Annotated in this window: 10 protein-coding genes and 1 pseudogene; 6 read left to right on the top strand and 5 right to left on the bottom strand. The window is 70.0% G+C overall.

Annotation, left to right across the window (positions count from 1 at the left end; all coding sequences use genetic code 11):
• Positions 1-70 precede the first annotated feature (70 nt).
• The 4 genes from AB0I73_RS28345 to AB0I73_RS28330 all read left to right on the top strand — a co-directional run bounded on the left by AB0I73_RS28345 (position 71) and on the right by AB0I73_RS28330 (position 11,981).
• Positions 71-2,263, top strand: coding sequence for an N-6 DNA methylase (locus tag AB0I73_RS28345; protein WP_363041967.1), 2,193 nt, complete (start codon positions 71-73; stop codon positions 2,261-2,263).
• 278 nt (positions 2,264-2,541) lie between these two features.
• Positions 2,542-3,837: a serine/threonine-protein kinase gene (locus tag AB0I73_RS28340; RefSeq protein WP_363041966.1), complete on the top strand. Its 1,296-nt coding sequence runs from the start codon at positions 2,542-2,544 to the stop codon at positions 3,835-3,837.
• 151 nt (positions 3,838-3,988) lie between these two features.
• Positions 3,989-6,883 carry a DEAD/DEAH box helicase gene (locus AB0I73_RS28335; RefSeq protein ID WP_363041964.1) on the top strand — a complete coding sequence of 965 codons (2,895 nt, stop codon included), beginning with the start codon at positions 3,989-3,991 and terminating at the stop codon, positions 6,881-6,883.
• Positions 6,884-6,905: 22 nt separating this feature from the next.
• Positions 6,906-11,981: a class I SAM-dependent DNA methyltransferase gene (locus tag AB0I73_RS28330; protein WP_363041962.1), complete on the top strand. Its 5,076-nt coding sequence runs from the start codon at positions 6,906-6,908 to the stop codon at positions 11,979-11,981.
• Between the two features lie 117 nt (positions 11,982-12,098).
• Here AB0I73_RS28330 and AB0I73_RS28325 read toward each other — a convergent pair whose 3' ends face one another.
• From AB0I73_RS28325 to AB0I73_RS28310, 4 genes and pseudogenes are all read right to left on the bottom strand, one after another.
• Complete coding sequence (locus tag AB0I73_RS28325) at positions 12,099-12,305, bottom strand: DUF397 domain-containing protein (RefSeq protein WP_363041960.1); 207 nt, start codon at positions 12,303-12,305, stop codon at positions 12,099-12,101.
• Positions 12,302-13,119 (bottom strand): annotated as a pseudogene (locus tag AB0I73_RS28320) (helix-turn-helix transcriptional regulator). The gene AB0I73_RS28325 and the pseudogene AB0I73_RS28320 overlap by 4 nt, the downstream one beginning before the upstream one ends.
• Positions 13,120-13,314: 195 nt before the next feature.
• Entirely contained in the window at positions 13,315-14,532 is a 1,218-nt protein-coding gene (locus AB0I73_RS28315) for a hypothetical protein (RefSeq protein WP_363041958.1), read from the bottom strand.
• Positions 14,517-15,494 carry a hypothetical protein gene (locus AB0I73_RS28310; RefSeq protein ID WP_363041956.1) on the bottom strand — a complete coding sequence of 326 codons (978 nt, stop codon included), beginning with the start codon at positions 15,492-15,494 and terminating at the stop codon, positions 14,517-14,519. The genes AB0I73_RS28315 and AB0I73_RS28310 overlap by 16 nt, the downstream gene beginning before the upstream one ends.
• Positions 15,495-16,225: 731 nt before the next feature.
• On the opposite strand from AB0I73_RS28310, the gene AB0I73_RS28305 reads away from it, so the two are divergent.
• Together AB0I73_RS28305 and AB0I73_RS28300 are read left to right on the top strand one after the other, a co-directional pair.
• The gene (locus AB0I73_RS28305) at positions 16,226-16,603 is read left to right on the top strand and encodes a hypothetical protein (protein WP_363041954.1); all 378 of its coding nucleotides are present in this window, start codon (positions 16,226-16,228) and stop codon (positions 16,601-16,603) included.
• Entirely contained in the window at positions 16,600-17,184 is a 585-nt protein-coding gene (locus AB0I73_RS28300) for a DUF6262 family protein (protein WP_363041952.1), read from the top strand. The genes AB0I73_RS28305 and AB0I73_RS28300 overlap by 4 nt, the downstream gene beginning before the upstream one ends.
• 260 nt (positions 17,185-17,444) lie before the next feature.
• On the opposite strand, the gene AB0I73_RS28295 is transcribed toward AB0I73_RS28300, so the two are convergent.
• Positions 17,445-18,338, bottom strand: a complete 894-nt coding sequence (locus tag AB0I73_RS28295; RefSeq protein WP_363041950.1) for a hypothetical protein — start codon at positions 18,336-18,338, stop codon at positions 17,445-17,447.
• Positions 18,339-18,515: the final 177 nt, after the last annotated feature.

Raw genomic sequence — 18,515 nt, 5'->3', positions numbered from 1 at the left:
CCATGACGCTCGGCTTGACGGGTGCTGTAGGTTGTTGACGTCCGCTATCGAGAGGCTCAGGTCTTCCGTCATGCCCCAGCAGCCGTCCGCGCAGGTGACCGCCGCCGAGATCTCCCGCATCGCCGGGGTCACGCGCGCCACCGTCAGCAACTGGCGTCGCCGGTACGACGACTTCCCCGAGCCGTCCGGCGGCACGGAGAGCAGTCCCCTGTACGACCTGGAGGCGGTCAGGGCCTGGCTCGCCTCGCGCGGCCACGCCTCGGCGGCCAGCCCGTCCGAGGAACTGCGCACGACCCTCCGCCTCAACCCCCCGAGCACGGACGGCGACGACGGCGGTACGGCGGACCTGCTGCTCCTCGTCCTGGCGGCGGCCCGCCGCACCCCGGAGCAGCTCACAGCCGCGGCGCAGCTCCCGGACGAGGAACTCGCCCTCCGCGCGGAGCGCGACGCGGCGGGCGTCGCCGACGCCGTACCGAGCGCGGGCGCCGTGCGCTTCGCCGGCACCGACGCCGCCGTGCTCCGCGCGCTGTACGTGTGCGTACGGGACGAGGGCGGCCGGGCCACCCTGGGCGTGCTCGCGGAGCGGGAGCTGGAGGAGAGCGCGGCGAGCGGCGCGTACGGCACGCCGGACCCGCTCGCCGACCTCCTCGCGCGCCTCGTCCCCGGCACCCCCACCCGCGCCCTCGACCCGGCCTGCGGCAGCGGCACCCTGCTGGAGGCAGCCGCCCGCCGGGGCGCGACCGAACTGTACGGCCAGGACGTGCTCCCCGTGCAGGCGCGGCGCAGCGCGGTGGGCCTGATGCTCGCGGCGCCCGAGGCCACGGTCACCGTGCGCGCCGCCGACAGCCTCCGCGCGGACGCTTTCCCCGGCCTGGACGCCGACGCGGTGCTGTGCACCCCGCCCTTCGGCGTCCGCGACTGGGGACACGACGAGCTGGCGTACGACCCGCGCTGGGCGTACGGCGTACCGGCCCGCGCCGAGTCGGAACTGGCCTGGGTGCAGCACGCCCTCGCCCACCTGACACCCGGCGGTCACGCGGTCCTGGTCCTGCCGCCCGCGACGGCCGGCCGCGCGTCGGGCCGCCGAGTACGGGCCGAACTGGTTCGCAGCGGCGCCCTGCGCGCGGTGGTGGCGCTGCCGGTCGGCGCGTCGGTGCCGTTCCACGTGGGCCTGCAGATCTGGGTCCTGCGACGGCCCGAACCGGGCGGCGCGGCAGGCAAGTCGGTGCTGTTCGTCGACACGGACGGGACGACGACCGGTACGAAGACGGACACCCGGACGGGCCCGCGCACCCGCGGCGGCAGCCGGTCCGCCTCGCTGGACTGGGAGCGGATCACCGAACAGGCGCTGGACGCGTGGCACGCCTTCACTCAGGACCCGGACGCCTTCGAGGGCGAGCCCGGCGTCGCGCGCGCGGTCGACGTCGTCGACCTGCTGGACGACACCGTGGACCTGACGCCGACCCGTCTCGTCCGCGCCTCACGCGCCGACGTGGACCCGGCGGAGCTGGCGGCGGAGGCCGACGCGACGCGCCGGAACCTGGTCGAGGCCGCCAAGTCCCTCGTCCGGGCCGCCGGTTACGACGACTGGGACCCGGCGGGCGACTCGGCCCGGCAGTGGCGCACGGCAACGGCCTCCGACCTCGCGCGCGGCGGCGCGCTCACGGTGCTGCGGACACTTCCGGAGGGGGCCCGGGGCCGCACGGAAGACGGAGCCGGCGCCTCGGAGCAGCCGGGCGCCCGCGCGGTCCTCACCGGCTCGGACATCGCGCGCGGGTCGGGCCCCACCGGCGACCCGGCGGAGCTGCGCAGCGGCACGGCATCCGTGATCGCCGTCGGGGACGTCCTCGTACGGGCGGTCGCGAGCAAGGACGGCCCGATGACCCGGGTCGCGGGCGACGCGGAGGCGGGCGCGCTGCTCGGCCCCCACGTCCACCTCTTCCGGCCGGACCCGGGCCGCCTGGACGCCTGGTTCCTGGCCGGCTTCCTGGGCGCCGAGGACAACATCGCGGGCGCGTCCACCGGCAGCACGGTGCTGCAGGTCAGCCCCGGCCGGCTGCGCGTACCGCTCCTGCCGCTGGAGGAGCAGCAGCGGTACGGGGAGGCGTTCCGCCGCGTCCACGAACTGCGGGCGGAGGCGCAGCGGGCGACCCGGCTGGCGGAGGAGACGGCACGACTGCTGGCGGGCGGGCTGGCCGGGGGGCAGCTGTTGCCGTCCCGGGACGCGACCTCCCGTTCACCGCACGGCGATTCACCCCATTAGTCAGGACACCACCCCTTGTCGCCGCGTTCACGCGCACTCGCGTCACCGGCGACGCACCGCCGACAGGAGCCGGACGCCACGGAAGGAACCCCCGGAGTCACTCGACGGGCACCATCCGCCCCACCCGGCCGGAACTCTCCACAGGTCCTCCACCTCAAGTGGTTGATATACCCATCCCGCACTCCCCGCCCCGGACCCCGAACCCATCCACTACCTTGTCTTCAGGCGCGCATCGCGGCTGATCAGACGCTCGCCATGATCGAATGTCGAGGACACACGTGCAGATCACGCCCCTGAACCCCGAGGACCCGCTCTCGCTGGGCGACTTCGAGCTCCTCGGCCGGATCGGCCAGGGAGGCATGGGCCAGGTCTTCCTGGGGGAGTCGCCCGGGGGTGAGCCCGCCGCGGTGAAGGTGATCAGACCGTCGGTCGTGGACTCCGAGTCCCGCCGGCGGTTCGCGCAGGAGATCGAGGTGCTCAAGACCATCTGGGGTCCGCGCATCGCGGCGTTCCTGGGAGCCGACGCGGAGGCGGGTCAGCCCTGGCTGGCCACCGAGTACGTGGACGGCCCGGACCTCGCCCGGCACCTGAGGACGCACGGACCGCTGCCGTCCGTCCTCACCGCCGCGCTCGGCGCGATCCTCGCCGAGGCGCTGTCGGCCGTGCACACGCAGGGCCTGCTCCACCGCGACCTCAAGCCGGCCAACGTCCTGCTCGGACCGAACGGACCGAAGATCATCGACTTCGGTCTGGCCGCCTTCACCGAGTCGAGCAGTTCCCTCACCGCTCCCCACCAGGTCGTCGGCACCCCGATCTGCATGGCTCCCGAGCAGGCCGCCGGGGTGAAGCCGCTGACGGCGGCCGTGGACGTGTACGCGCTGGGCGCGCTGCTGCTCTTCGCCGCGACGGGTCACTACCCGCACGAGGCGGCGACCCCGTACATGGTGTTCCACCTCGTCACCGACCCCGACACGGCACCGGACCTGTCCGGTGCGCCCGGCGACCTGGTGCCGCTCCTGACGGGCATGCTCGCCCAGAAAGCCGAGGACCGGCCGTCGCTGACCGAGGTGGTGCGGCAGTGCCGCTCGGTGATCGAGGCCCAGGGCATGAAGATCGCCCAGGCCCGCCGCAGGCTCACCGCGCACACCGCGCACCCCCCGGGGCAACGGCACAAGGCGGCGTCCGCCGACGCCTCCACCCTCTCCGCCTGGCCCGTCCCCGTGAGCGACACCCCGGGCACGGAGATCACCCCGGCCGACCTGGACACACCGGTCCCGTCCGATGCGCCGCCGCCCTCCCCCACGGTGGTCGACGCCCCCTCCCCCGCCGCGGTCGATGCCCCCGGCCCCGTCGACCTGACGGTTCAGGACGCCCCCGGCCCCGTGCCTCCCACCCCTCCCGCCCAGCGGGATCCCTCCGACGGCTCCCGTCGCGAGCAGCCGGCACCGGACCGCCGCCCGCCCACGGCGCCCAGGCGGCCCAAGGAGGCGACGCACACGCTGCGGCATTCCGTGCAGGCCCGCAAAACAGCGGAGCGCCTCCGTGCCGCGTACGCGGCGAAGGCTCCGTTCTGAGCCCCGCACCCGCCCGCCGCACCGAGCCCCACCGCCCCACCCCGCCCCCGCGTCCCGCCGGTCCGACGGTGACCCCACCGGCCACCCTCCACCCGTCGCCCGCCACGGGACGCACCCAGCCCACCGACGTGAACGCCCAGGAGGCCCCCGCGTGACCGCCGACTTGAGTACCGCCCCCGCGACGCGCGGCGAGGACGCCCTGTTCCCGCCGGGCGCCCAGATCCTCGTACGGGACGAGGTGTGGCTGGTCCGCAACGCGACGCGGACCGAGCACGACGGCGCCCGGATCGAGGCGGTCGGCGCCTCGGACTTCGTGCGCGACCAGGAGGCGGTGTTCTTCACCGGGCTGGACCGGATCGAACTGCTCGACCCGAGGCGCACCCGCCTGGTGCGGGACGACTCACCGAACTTCCGCCGCTCCCGCCTGTTCCTGGAGGCGGTCCTGCGCAAGACGCCGCTGCCGCAGGCCGAGCGGGGCCTGGCGCTCGCGGACTCCTTCCTCCTGGACTCCCTCCCCTACCAGCAGCGTCCCGCGCAACTCGCCCTGTCGGGCCGCAACCTGCGCCCCCGCCTGCTCATCGCGGACGTCGTCGGCCTCGGCAAGACCCTGGAGATCGGCCTCACCCTCGCCGAGCTGATCCGCCGGGGCCGGGGCGAGCGCATCCTCGTCGTCACCCCGCAGCACGTCCTGGAGCAGTTCCAGCACGAGCTGTGGACGCGGTTCGCGATCCCACTGGTGCGGCTGGACTCGGTGGGCATCGAGCGGATCCAGCGGGAGATCCCCGCGGGCCGCAACCCGTTCACGTACTTCAAGCGCGTCATCGTCTCCATCGACACCCTGAAGAACACCGACCAGTACAAGCACCACCTGGAGCGCATCAACTGGGACGCGGTCGTCATCGACGAGTCGCACAACCTCATCAACAAAGGCTCCCTGCGCAACCAGTTGGCCCGCACCCTCGCCCCGCACACGGACGCCCTGCTGCTGGCCTCCGCGACCCCGCACAACGGCGACGCCCGCTCCTTCGCCGAGCTGATCTCCCTGCTCGACCCGGCCGCGATCCGCGACCCGGAGCACTACCGCGCCGAGGACATCAAGCACCTGTTCATCCGCCGCACCAAGGTCAGCCCCGAGGTGCGGGAGCAGATGAAGGGCCAGTGGGCGGACCGCGGCCCCTCCCGTTCGATCCGGGTGACGGCCACGCCCGCCGAGGAGAAGGTCTTCGAGGAGCTGGCCGCGGTCTGGCTGCCCTCCGACGGCTCCAAGTCGGTCAGCGACGTCCCCCTGTTCCCGTACACGCTGCTGAAGTCCTTCCTCTCCTCCCACGCGGCACTGAAGGCCACGGTCACCACGCGCATCAAGACGCTGGAGAAGAAGGACGACCCGGAGTCGACGGCCGCCGAACGCGCGGCCCTGCACCGGCTCCTGGAGCTGGCCTCGGGCATGACGGAGGCGGACTCGGGCAAGTTCGGGGCCCTGCTGGAGCAGTTGCGGGAGATCGGCGTCGGGCCGAAGTCCGACACCCGGGTCGTGGTCTTCTCCGAGCGGGTGCAGACCCTGGAGTGGCTGGCGCGGACCGTGCCGGGGGCCCTCGGCTTCAAGGGCAAGTCCGCCCAGGAGGCCGCCCGGGTCATGCACGGCGGCCTGTCGGACGAGCAGCAGATGCAGTGCGTGGAGGACTTCGGCCTCGCGGACACGCCGGTACGCATCCTGTTCACCGGGGACGTCGCCTCCGAGGGCGTCAACCTGCACCGCCAGTGCCACCAGCTCGTCCACTACGACGTGCCCTGGTCGCTCATCCGCATCGAGCAGCGCAACGGCCGCATCGACCGCTACGGGCAGGCGCACCAGCCGCAGTTCCGCGCGCTGATCCTCACCAGCTCCGTCGACGGCGCCAAGGACGACACCCTCGTCTCCGAGCGCCTGCTGGAACGCGAGGCGCAGGCCCACCAGGCACTGGGCACGGCGGAGGCGGTCTCCGGCCTGTACCGGGCGGAGGCCGAGGAGAAGTCCCTCATCCAGGACCTGCTGCGGGGCCGCACCGTGGACGAGTCCCTGGACACCGACCGCGCCTCCGGCGCCGACGGCGACGACGCCGTGGACGACTTCCTCGCCGACTTCTTCGGCGCCGTGAACGACGAACCGGAGGACGACGTCGCCGCCGCCTCCGACGCGGGCGGCGGCGACGGCACCGGGACGGTGCCCAGGGCGCACGTGCCCCGGCTGTTCGCCTCCGCCCGCGAGTTCCTCGACGAGGCGCTGCGCGAGGTCTACCCGGACGCCCACGACCGGCTCGACCTGTCCACCGACCCCGAGACCGGCCTGCTCTCCTTCGTCCCGCCCTCCGACCTGGTCCACCGCCTCAAGGCGCTGCCCCCGGACTACGTCCGCGAGCAGGGTTTGCGCGACCGCCTGAAGGTCACCTTCAACCGTCGGCTCGCCGACAGCAGTCTCACGCGCGCCCGCGCCTCGGCGACGTCGAGCTGGCCCGACATCTCCCTGCTGACCGACCTGCACCCGGTCATGGAGTGGCTCACGGACAAGGTCCTGGTCCGCCTGGACCGCCAGGAGGCACCGGTCCTGACCGCCGACGTGTCCCGGCCCACCTACCTCGTCCAGGGCATCTACTCCAACGCCCTCGGCCGCCCGACCGTCGTCAAGTGGATGGCAGTCACCGCGGACGGCGAGGTCGACGACGACATGGTGGCGGTGCTGCGCCGCGCCCAGGTCGGCCCGACGATGGCGAACCCCGGCCTCGCCCACGACACGGCCCGCCTCGCCGAGGCGATCCCCGGCGTCCTGGACACCGCGGAGGCGTTCCTGGAGCAGCACCGCGAGGCGTGGGACGAACCGCTGCGGGCCCCCATCGAGGAGTACAAGGCCCGCCTGGGCTCGTGGGAGCAGCCGGCGCTGACGAACGGCGGCGCCGCGCCCACCCACACCCGCGAACGCCTCGCCTCCCTCGCGGACTCCCTCCTCACCACCGGCCGCCCGATGCTGCGCGTCCTCGCCGTCCTCGCCCCGGCCACCGCCCACGCCGCCTGACCGATCACCCAGAGGTTCCACGATGACGTTCGACTCCCTGGTCAACCGCGGCGACTACTTCTCCGCGCACTACCTCGCCGAGGTCCTCCCCAAGGACCTCAAGTCCGGTCTGCTCGCCCAGTGGAAGCAGCGCGAGGAGGACGCCGCCGGCACCGAGCGGCCCGAGGGCGCCCTGCCCGTCACCCCGCGCGCGGGCCTGCGGGCGCTGCGCCGCCCCTACTTCGCGGCCCGCTCCTACTTCACGATGGACGAGGAGCACGCGGCGACCGGCGACGACGCCGTGACGTACGACGCACCCGAGTGGCGCGACCGCGTCCGCGCGCTCAACGCGGAGGTGCTGCACGCCCTCGGCTTCGACGCCAAGCCGGGCACGCTCACCGTCGTCCGCGCCGACCAGTCCCACGAGGTGACGGTCGCGCACGCGGAGAAGGACCTCGTCGCCCTGGACTGCGGCTGGTCCGCCGAGCCGGACGACGCTCTGGACCCCGACGGCGCCGGACGCCTCCTGGACGAGCTGCGCCTGGACGGCCAGCACACCCTCACCACCGGCTCCAAGCTCGCCTCCTTCCTGTTCGCCTGCGAGGACGCCCCCCGCTACGTCCTGCTGCTGGTCGGCGGCGTCGTCGTCCTCGCCGACCGGGCCGCGTGGGGCGAGGGCCGCTACCTGGCGGTGTCGCTGGACACGGCGCTGGAACGCAACGACACCAAGGCGGGCGGCGAACTCGACACGGTGGCCGCCCTGTTCGGCGCCGACTCGCTGCGCACCCCGGAGGAGGGCGGCGAGAACCCCCTCGCCACGCTCGTCGACAAGTCGACGAAGCACGCGGTGGGCGTCTCCAGCGAGCTGCGCGACGGCCTGCGGCTGAGCGTCGAACTGATCGCCAACGAGGTCCTGGACCGGATCCGCGAGGCCGGCGTCCGCCCGGAGGAGGTCAAGGAGCTCCCCGAGTTGGGACGCCAGTTGACCCGCGAGTCGCTGCGCTACCTCTACCGCGTCCTGTTCCTGCTGTACGCGGAAGCCCGCCCCGAACTGGGCATCCTGCCCTCGGACTACCCCGAGTACCAGATGGGCTACGGCCTCGACCGCCTCGGTGAGCTGATCGCCGAGCGCGACCTGGTCGACGAGAAGTCCCGCAAGGGCTTCTACCTGTACGAGTCGCTGGACCTGCTGTTCAGCAAGGTCCAGGAGGGCCACCGCCCGCGCCGCACCCACGGCGCGGGCGCGGAGTCGGCCGAGGCCGTGACCGCGAAAACGTCCGAGGACGTGGGCCTGCGCTTCGAGCCGCTGCACTCCAAGCTGTTCGAGCCGGACGCGATCCGGCTGATCGGCGCGCGTACCGTCCCCGACCCGCGCGTCGACACCGAGGCCGGTGCCGATTCCGAGGGCGGGGAGCGCTTCATCGACACCCGTCTGCGCAACGAGACGCTGTACCGGGTGCTGCGCCTGCTGATGCTCACCCGCGGCAAGAAGCGCGAGCGCGGCGGCTTCATCTCCTACGCCCAGCTCGGCATCAACCAGCTCGGGGCCGTGTACGAGGGCCTGATGTCCTACTCGGGCTTCGTCGCGGGCGAGGAGCTGTACGAGGTCGCGAAGAACGGCGACCCGAAGGACGGCTCCTGGCTGGTCCCGGCGACGAAGGCCGACGAGTACCCCGACGCGGTGTTCGTCCGGCACAAGGACGAGGACACCGGTGAGGAGCGGCGCGTGCGGTACGCGCCGGGCGCGTTCGTGTACCGCCTGTCGGGCCGCGACCGCCAGACCTCGGCCTCCTACTACACCCCGGAGTCGCTGACCCGGGTGACGGTCCAACTCGCGTTGCAGCACCGCCTGGACCAGGACGACACGGTGACCGAGGCGCGCGAACTCCTCGACTGGAAGATCTGCGAGCCGGCCCTCGGCTCGGGCGCGTTCCTCAACGAGGCGATCAACCAGGTCGCGACGGAGTACCTGCGGCGCCGCCAGGACGAACTGGGCGTCGCCATCGACACGGAGAAGTACGCGGTCGAACTCCAGAAGGCCAAGGCGTACATCGCCCTGCACAACTCCTACGGCGTGGACCTCAACAACACGGCCGTGGAACTGGCGGAGGTGTCGCTGTGGCTGAACACCATGCACCCCGGCATGGAGGCCCCGTGGTTCGGCCTGCACCTGCGGCGCGGCAACTCCCTGATCGGCGGGCGTAGGGAGGTGTACTCCGCCGAGCGCCTGAAGAAGGGCGGCTGGCTGGGTACGACACCGGAACGCTTCCCGCTGTCGGAGGCACTGGCGGGCACCCCGCTGCCTGAAGGCGCGGTGCACCACTTCCTCCTCCCGGCGAAGGAGTGGGGCGCGGTCGCGGCCGAGAAGGAGGCCAAGGCGCTGGCCCCGGCGGAGGCGAAGGCGCTCGCGGCCTGGCGTAAGGAGATCACCAAGTCCCCCAACGCCACCCAGACCAAGCGGCTTCAGGGTCTGGCACGGCGAGCGGAGTACCTGTGGGGGCTGGTCGTCCGCCGGCTGGAGATCTCCGAGCGGGAGATCTCGCGGCGGATCGACGTATGGGGCGCGGAGGATGGCTGGCTGCGCTCGCCCGAGGTCGCGGTCCCGAGGGAGAAGGTCAAGGCCGACCTGGAGGCCGTCGACACCCCGTACTGGCGCCTGAAGACGCTGATGGACGCGTGGTGCGCACTGTGGTTCTGGCCGGTGCAGGACGCTGCGCTGCTGGACGGCTCGCACGCGTCGTACGCGCGGGCGGCGGAGGTCGCCTCGCAGTCGGCAGGGTGGACCGTGTCGGCGGCCCCTGTCCCGGCCCAGTCGGACGCGCCTGCGCAGGAGACATACGAGTCGGAGGACCTGTTCGGCGACGTCCAGGTCGTCGAGGTCAAGTCGAAGCGCGCGCGGGGCGGCAGCCGCAAGGAACAGATCCGGGGCGAGCGCCGCCCGGTGATCGCGCTGGCCTCTCTGGACGACTGGCTGGACTTCGCCGAGTCGCTGCTGGGCACGCAGGACGTGGCTGCGGACTCGCTGGTGGCCCAGTTCGACACGCTGGACGAACTGGAGCGGTACGAGGACGAGTTGCCCGAGTGGATGGGCATGGAGCGGTTCTACTCCCTGGAGTCGCGGTATCCGTGGGCGGGGGTCGCGAGGGACGTGGCCGAGCGGCAGGGGTTCTTCCACTGGGAGCTGGAGTTCGGGCAGGTGTTTGCCCGGGGCGGGTATGACTTGCAGGTGGGGAATCCGCCTTGGGTTCGGCCGGAGTGGCAGGAAAGCCAGGTATTGGCGGAGCTGGAACCCTGGTTCGCGCTTGCGGCCAGGCCGAGCGTCGAAGAGAAAAGGCTACGTAAGGGAGAGGTACTAGACGGCGAAGGAATTAGTTTTTACTCCGCCGAGTTGACCGCCAACGTCGGCACCACAACTTGGCTACTCAGTCAAACTTCCTATCCCCTACTGACCGGAACACAGCCTGACCTTTACCGTGCATTCATGTGCAGGACATGGAGCAACAATGGACCATCAGGAACATCTGGACTAATCCACCCAGACAGCCATTTCAGGGGAGGACGCGAAGCTAAACTCCGCGCCGCAACTTACCAGCACATCCGATTCCATGCCCATTTCTGGAATCAGCGGCGAGTTTTCCCTGACATCAAGGAGACCCGGCAGTTTTCCATCAACGTCTACGGCGTCGCTTCCAATATCTCATTTCCCCACATCAGCTGGCTTTTTGATGCCAGCACCTTGACTGAAACACTCACCCATGACGGCAAAGGGGAACTTCCGGGCATCAAACACAAAGGCGAGTGGGACCTTCGCCCGCACCGTCAACGTATGATTGAAGTCAACTTGACGCGGTTGCGCGAGTGGTTGCGACTTTCAGGAAACTCGGATACTCCAATTAGCGAAGGGGCGCTCCTCTACCCTGTAACCTCTTCCGAGGAAGCAGCCGCAGAAGCCCTGGCGACCGCATCTAACCGGCTCGACTCTCATTCTCCTCGAATTTTCAGCGGATATCACGAATCGGGCGCCAAAAAAGAAGGCATCATCCGCTGGTCCGAAGCATCTCTGCCGGATCTTACGGAAGTGATCCTGCAAGGACCCCACTTTGGCGTCGCCACTCCATTCGAGAAGCAGCCCAATCACCCCCTGCGTAATCATAATGACTACGAGGAGTTCCATCTCCCGTCCACCCCGGCAGAAATCATCCCACGCACCAATTACGTACGAGCGACGGACTTGGACACCTATCGAAATGTCCAAGATAAATGGGATGGAGTTCGCTACACCAACTACTTCCGCCTAGCCTGGCGGCGCATGATCGCCTTTGATGGCGAGCGCAGTCTCTTCGCTGCCCTCATCCCTCCAGGGCCTGCTCATGTTCACACCGTGCACTCCATGGCGCTACCGGATAACCACCTCACCGTCTTGACCGCGGGCTTCTGGGCCTCTCTTCCCCTGGACTATCTCCTGAGGATTACAGGACGATCCGATCTCCAGGTCGCCGAAGCTCACAAAATGCCCGCCCCAAACATCAATCATCCCCTCACCCATCCCCTCCTCATCCGCATCCTCCGGCTCAACGCATTGACCAGTGCTTACTCTCCCCTATGGGAGGAGTTGTTCCACCCTACATGGCCAGGCTACGAAGACTGGGCCAACTCCAACTGGTCGAACCTCAAGCCTCTCGCCGCGCATCTCAAGCCCTCCTGGGAATACAACACTCCTCTCCGCACGGAATACGAGCGTCGCGCCGCCCTCGTCGAGCTCGATGCACTCGTTTCTGTCTGGCTGGGCATCACAGCAGATCAACTGGTAACCATTTACAAGTCCCGTTTCTATATTCTGACGCAGCGTGAATCCCAAATGTTTTTCGATGCGAATGGCCGAAAGATCGCCGCGAGTCACCACACTTATGGCAACGGCCAAACCAAGCAGGACTACATCGACCTCATGGCTCACTTGGAGAACCCGGAGAACACCCCACCCCCGGCCGGTTACACCGCCCCCTTCTGCAAGGCCGACCGCGAGGCCGAGATGCGCGCCGCTCACGCGCACTTCCAAGCCCGCCTGGACGCGGAGAGCGCCGCTGGTCGCTGGACTTCGCCCGGGAGCCGTGAAGCCTGAGCACCGGTCCTCATAGCGGCGGTCGGCGCTTCCCTGTGAGAAGCACCGACCGCCGCGACCCGCCGTGCGGCTCCGCCCGCCTGTCCATCAGGCGGATGGACTCACGCGGCAACAAGCTCACATCGCCTCAAGCAACGCTGCCCATGTTCCGGGACTAACCTTCAGCACGGGCCCGCCTTGAGCGACCTGCTTCGAGTCACGCACGTGCACAGCGGTCGCCTCCACAGCGACCTCAACGCACTCGCCGCCCGCGCCGCTGCTGTAGCTACTCGTAAACCAGCGCAGTTCCGAGCGGGGCTGCAGGCTCGCATCTTCCGTGTTCATAGGTCTCCCAACAACTTCTGAACGAAGGCCAATGACTCCGAGGGCGTAAGCCCCTGTGCTCGCAGGATGCCGTACCGCTCCTCGAACCCCCGGACCACCGGCCGCTCACTGTAGAGGTGGCTGTGCTCGTTCACTTCCACATAGGCGATCCTCTGCGCCTTGCTCGTCTCCATCAAGGTGAACGGCCCGCCCATTCCGGCATGTTGGCGACGGCCGGTCGGCATGACCTGGATCTCGACGTTGCGCTGCTGACCGTAGAGGAGGATCTGCTCCAGCTGAGCCCGCATCACCGCGCTCCCTCCCAGCGGCCGACACAGAGTGCTCTCCTCGATGACGAAGCTGATCGTCGGCATGGACCTGCGTGCAAACAACTCCTGGCGAGCCAGCCGGGCGGCTACACGCTGGTTCACAGTCTCCTCGTCCAGGAGGGGGCGCCACATCTCGAACACCACCCGCGCGTACTCCTCGACCTGCAACAATCCCGGAACGGCCTGGTTGGCGTACACATGCAGCTCGACCGCTTCCGCCTCCAGCTTCGCCGCGTCCCGGAAGAAGGCGGGGTACCGGGCCCGCGCCACCTCCTCCTTCATCACCGTCAGCAGACCGCCGGCCTCCAGCACCGCGTCCGCCCGGTTGATGAACTCCGGCTTCGGGATGCGCCGCCCCAGCTCCACCGAGGCGGCCATGTCCTCGCCGTAACTGAGCTTGGCACCCAACTCCGCCCGCGTCAGCCCCTGCTCGTCCGCAGCAGCCGCAACTGCTGCCCGAAACACCGCAGGATGCCCGTCTCACCCTCACCGTGAGCCGTAGTCACCGGTGACCTCACCTCACCCGCCCGCACAGTGGCGCCCGCCCCGCACCCCGGCACAGGCACCCGACCGTCACTCCCGGCTCACTCTAGGTACACACACCGTGGCGTTCACGCCACTTCGCCCTGCTTCCCCCGTACCGGGGACGAGCGCCCGCCCTCCCCGTACAGCCCCCGCCTGTACACCCGCACCCGCGCCCTTCACCGCCACTCCAGGAACACCGTGTCGTTGGTCAAGGACTCAGCGGACACAGGAGTCGCGGCCTCTTCCCCCGAGGTCGACACCACCCTGAAGTCACCCAGGCCCAACGGTTGCCCCGAGCGGTCGTTGGGTGAGTGAACGGAAGCGATGAACTTCTCACCGTCCGCCGACACCACCATCCCCTCGGCGACCCTCCCGTCGTCCTCGCGGACCACGGCGACAGTGGCCCCCTCGGCACGGCCGCTACGAGCGTCCACCGTCCGGAAGCTGCCGGACTGGGTGCGGCACAACACCCGTTCGTCCCCGACCCAGCCGACGATGCCGACGCACCCGCTGAGCAGCCTGGCGGAGCGCCCCGATGCCGCGGTGAGCGGTCCCGAGGAATCCCGGGTGGGGAAGACGTGCCCGTAGATCTTCGGCGCGGTCGCGGTGAGGCGGCGGCCGTCGGGGGCGAGGTGCACCATGTTGGCCTGGACGGCGCGCGGGGGTTTCCCGGTGACGGTCAGGGGGAGGTCGTGCCCGATCGCCGGGCCCTCGTCGGACAACCGGTGATCCCCCTCCGTGGACCGTGAACCGATCCTGCGCTCACCGTCGGCGGTGATGTACGTGAACCACACGCTGCGCCCGTCGGGCGCCATCACCGCGTTCTGCTCGTCGTCGCCCTGCGCGTCGCTCAGGCGCACGAAGTCGTCGGCGTTGCCGCCGCTCTCCACGTAGCCGGCGTGCGTCGTCCTGCCGTCCGGGTCCCGGAGCACCACCGCCATGCGCGTGTACGCCAGGTCGAACAGGGCACGGACCCGGGGAGTCACGTACTCCAGATCGTCCACGGCGTAGGGCGACGGACTGTCCGAACTCACTCCGCAGAGGTCCACGAGAGGACTGTGGACGTCCTTGGCGTCCGGGTAGTTGGTGAACGCGGCGTCGACCGGGATGAAGAAGTTCCGCGTCTCGCGCAGTTCCCACCGCTCGGGGTCCCAGGCCTGCACGTTGACCCCGGCGTAGCGTGCGCCCATGCTGCACGTCGCGGTGACGACCGTGTCCTCGCGGGTGAACGGACTGTCCGGAAGGGTGTAACCGCGGTTGCCCCAGTAGGGCGCCGAGGGACCCGGCTCCTGCCCTTCCTCCTCCTCGGACTGCGAGGAGCCGCACCCCTGGACGCACAGGACGGCCAGCACGGCGACGAGGACCGCGACCTTGCTTCTCAGAGCATGGAGCACAGGTTCCCCTCGGGCTTGTCGTGGCAGGACGTCCAGGGAACGGGCCCGAAGACCCAGCTCTGCCGGGGATTCTCAGGCACGGACTCCGTGCGGACGCGCAGCGGCCCGCCCTTGTCGTCCTTCAGCTGGACCCACCGCCCTTCCGGCCGGTGGGTGTCGTTGTAGTGGACCTGAATGCCCCATTCGCAGGTCTGTCCCCGCGGCGCGATGACCTCCGCCCGGAGCCCGCCCGAGGACTGGCCGTTGCCGACCTCCACGAAGCGATTGCCGAAATAGGGCTCGCCCTGCCCCTCGGTGTCGTCGGTCAGCACCGGTTCGTCGGCGCGGGGCGGAAGGTGCAGCCGGATTCCCTCGTAGGCGGCCCCGCCCTGCGACGGACGGCCGATGACGGCCTGCGCGGTGCTCTTCCGGCACGTGAGGTCGGTGACCTTCCAGTCGTTGATGGTCACCGCGTACTGGCGTGTACTCATCACGGTCATCTTGAAGGTGTCCGAGAACTCCATGCGCCCACTGGAGGTCTGCACCTCGTTGTACCGCTGCGGAGCGTGCTCCAGGAACGGCGCGTAGGCGAGCGGACGGCCGCCCAGGGACTTGAGGTAGGAGAAGACGTCCGAACTGGCCTTCATCTTCCGGACTTCTTCGTCGGTCAGCGTCCGGTCGAGCACCATCACCCACTCCTGGGGCTCACTCTGCTCGGGCTGGACGGAGACCGTGAACGGCGGCTGGGAGGCGTCGTACGCCTTGTTGGAGTCGTTCTCCTTGGTGACGCTCGGCCCGATCATGGCGTACGCCAGCAGCGCCCCGCCCAGACCTCCCAGCACAGCGCTCACCGCCGCCACCGACAACCACAGCCTCCTCTTGCGCCGGGAGGCTCCGGCGGGCACGCCGAGCGCTTCGGGAAGGACCGTCCGCAGACCGTCGTCGGCCCCGCCGCCCGCGCCGGGGGGAGCAGGGGGCGGCACGTCAGGGGGTTGCGTCGGCGGGGGCGGCACGGGGGCGGGGGGTGAGGTACCGTCCGGGGTTCCGTTCTGCCCCGCCGGCTCCGGAGTGGTGCTTTCCCCGGTGTTCCCGGCGGTGTTCGGCCGGGGTTCCGGTGTCCCGCCCGCTGGCGCGGTCGCCGTCATGCCGTCCCCTCACGACGTGATAGGTGGTGTTCCCGCTCGGCAGCCCGACGCGGAGCCCCGTACAGAACCCCCATCGAGCACCGACCGTCCCTCCCAACCCACCATAGGGACAACAGCTGTGCCTGTCCCCAAAGTTGACGCCCTCCATCCCAGCCCCACACCGGCGCCCCGCCCCATGTACAGCCCCCTCCCGTACAGGCGTCGCTGCTGGTGACACGCCCGTCTCAGCCACCACGCTGACGGCATGCACAGTCCTTCTCCCCAGCGGCACCGGCTGCTCTCCGAGGTGCCCACGGCCCCGGCAAGACCGTGTGGGCCGTGACGGACACCGCGACCGCGCGGTCCGGCCGGGGTGGCGCCCGCCACCGCCGTGCGCTCACCGGATCATCCGGCGCGCCGCCCGGGTGAACGACCGCCCGAAAGGGGAAGGCGATTACCACCCCGGCTCTGCGACAAGCCCTGTTCAACGGCGTCCGCACCGTCTTGCGGACCGCCTTGGAGAGCGGGGCCAGCGACCGGATCGGCCTGGCACGGGAGTACATCGTCGCGATGCCGACCGGGGGCGGACGGTGACCCGAGCCCGCAGCCCCTTCACCGACGAGGTGGCCCGGGCACTGGCAGACGAGGCGAACCTACAACAGCTCGCCGAGCGCCACGACCCCGACGACCAGGGCCTGCGCGACATGTGGGAGGCGATCGTCTACACCGGCCGCCGGGCCGGGGAGATCCTCAACCTCAAGCTCGAATGCCTGGGCCGCTACAACGGTCTGCCCATGCTCTGGCACGACCAGACCAAGGTCGGCAACGACGATGCCCTCGCGCTGGATCTGCGGCATCCCCAGGACTACTTCCAGCGCCTGTGGAGCATCGGCTTCCGCGCGACCGAGCTGGCCCGCGCCGCCGATGACGACGACAACCTCGACGAGGACGAGGAGATCCCGGCATGAGTGAGCAGATCCCGCCGCCCCGGACGGCCGCCGCGCTCCAGGCCCGCCGCCAGCGAACCCACGCCAAGGTCGATCAAGTCCGCACTGCTATCGCAGAGTTGAGGCGACAGGAGACGCCCGTCACGGTCGCCGCAGTCGTCCGCCGGACGGGAGTTTCCCGCACCTTCCTCTATGAGAACTCCGACGCCCGCGCACTCGTCGCCGACGCCGTCAACCAAGGCAGCATCACCCGGAGCCGAACCGGCACCTGCCCCAACCCTCAGGACCAAACCCCTTGGCGAGAGCGGACTTTGAACGCCGAGGACGCCCTCAAGGCCGCGTACGCGGAGATCCGTAGCCAGCGAAGCTGGATCGCCCACCTCATGGGTCAGGTCCGCGACCTCGAAACCAACTGGAGCGACGAATCGATCGAGCGGATCACCACCGAGAACACGAACCTCAAGCAGCGAGTCCGCCAACTTATCCAGGACAAGCGCACGCTCGAAGAACGCCTCCAGGCAGCCCGTTCCAACGGCCGCTTCCAAGACCGCCGCATCTCCCAGCTCGAAGCCCAACTCCTCGATGCCGGACAGGCACCATGAGCCGACATGGTGGCTGCGTAGGTGAGATGCAGGAACGAAGGTTGGCGAGTGTTGGCAGCGGTTCCTGGCGCAGGGGGCAAGGAATGTCGGCCGGAAGCAGAAACAGTCGGAAGGTCGCACACCGATGCGACGCATCCATCCGGGGAGTCCGGGTCTGCAACGTCCGCCCCACCGGCACCGTGGGCCCTCAGATCGAACTGAAAGCCGCCATCGAGGCACCGGCGTCCTCGTCGCGACCACCTGAGCCGAGCGGGCCGAGCTCAGCAGTCGTAGCGGTGGGTGTACGGGGTCTCCGGGCAGATGCGGCAGATGAAGAAGTACATGCCGCCGAGGTCGCCGAGGGCCATGCCGTGCCCGAACGCGTCGAGGGCGCCGGGATCCGCCTTGGCCCGCCAGGACGGGATCGCGTCCTCGTCCTGGCGGGGGTCCCGGTCGTCCAGGGGGAGCCAACGGCCCCTGCCGGGCTCGGTCGCGGTGACGCTGAGCAGGTGTTCCATGCGGGTGCCGCAGCCCGCGCAGTCGGGCCACTTGGGCGGCTGAGTCCAGCCCGGATAGCCGCCGACCTTGCTCTGCTGCGTGGTGGCCACCTCGAAGTAGTCGTAGCCCCGTTCCTCCTTCAGGGCCTCGAACCGCTCGTCGAGCAGTTCGCCGAGCTCTTCCGGCAGGTCCCAGTTCGGGTACTCCACAGCTGGTGTGGGGGACACCGTGCAGGGACGCGGCCGGTAGTCCTCCTCCGCGGTGTGCGGGCGAGGCGGTTCGCAGGAAGCGGCGCCGGCGGCTGTCAGCGCCGAGTTGCGCCAGTAGAGCCGGGGGTTGGCCGCGTACTGGTCGTCCTCGTGAACGAGCGGGCACCACAGGAGCTGCAACAGGTCGGTGCCGGCGGGGAAGACGAGGTCGGGCACGTGCCGTGCGTACAGCTGGACCACCGGGACCATCGCGACCGGCTCGGGCCCGACGGGCGCGCTGAGCGGCTTGTAGTGGCCTGGTTCGGCGCACATCGGCCAGGGTTCGTCGGCCGGCCACAGCAACGGCCCGCCGATGGAACTGTCATCCGGGCCCGGCTGCCCGGCCCGGGGGTAGAGGAGGGTGACCTCGCGGACCGTACCGGTCAGCTCTGGAAAGGCTGCCTCGACCTCGAAAGGGATGGGCGCCAACGGCCGTGGCCCGGTCCGCCGGGCTTGAGCACTGTCCTGCTGTGTGTGCCCGGATGGCATGGGTGCCTCCTGCTACTGGTGGTCTAAGAGGTCCTAACAGAGTGCTCGGACGCGCCGGTGCAGGATGAGGCAGACAGCCAACTGCAGGAAGGCGTCATGGATGTCGTCCCGGCGCTC

Source organism: Streptomyces sp. NPDC050388 (assembly GCF_040655635.1).
Taxonomy (GTDB): Bacteria; Actinomycetota; Actinomycetes; order Streptomycetales; family Streptomycetaceae; genus Streptomyces.
The sequence above is the reverse complement of the archived record's forward strand: the minus strand, read 5'-3'. Positions and strand labels throughout refer to the sequence as shown.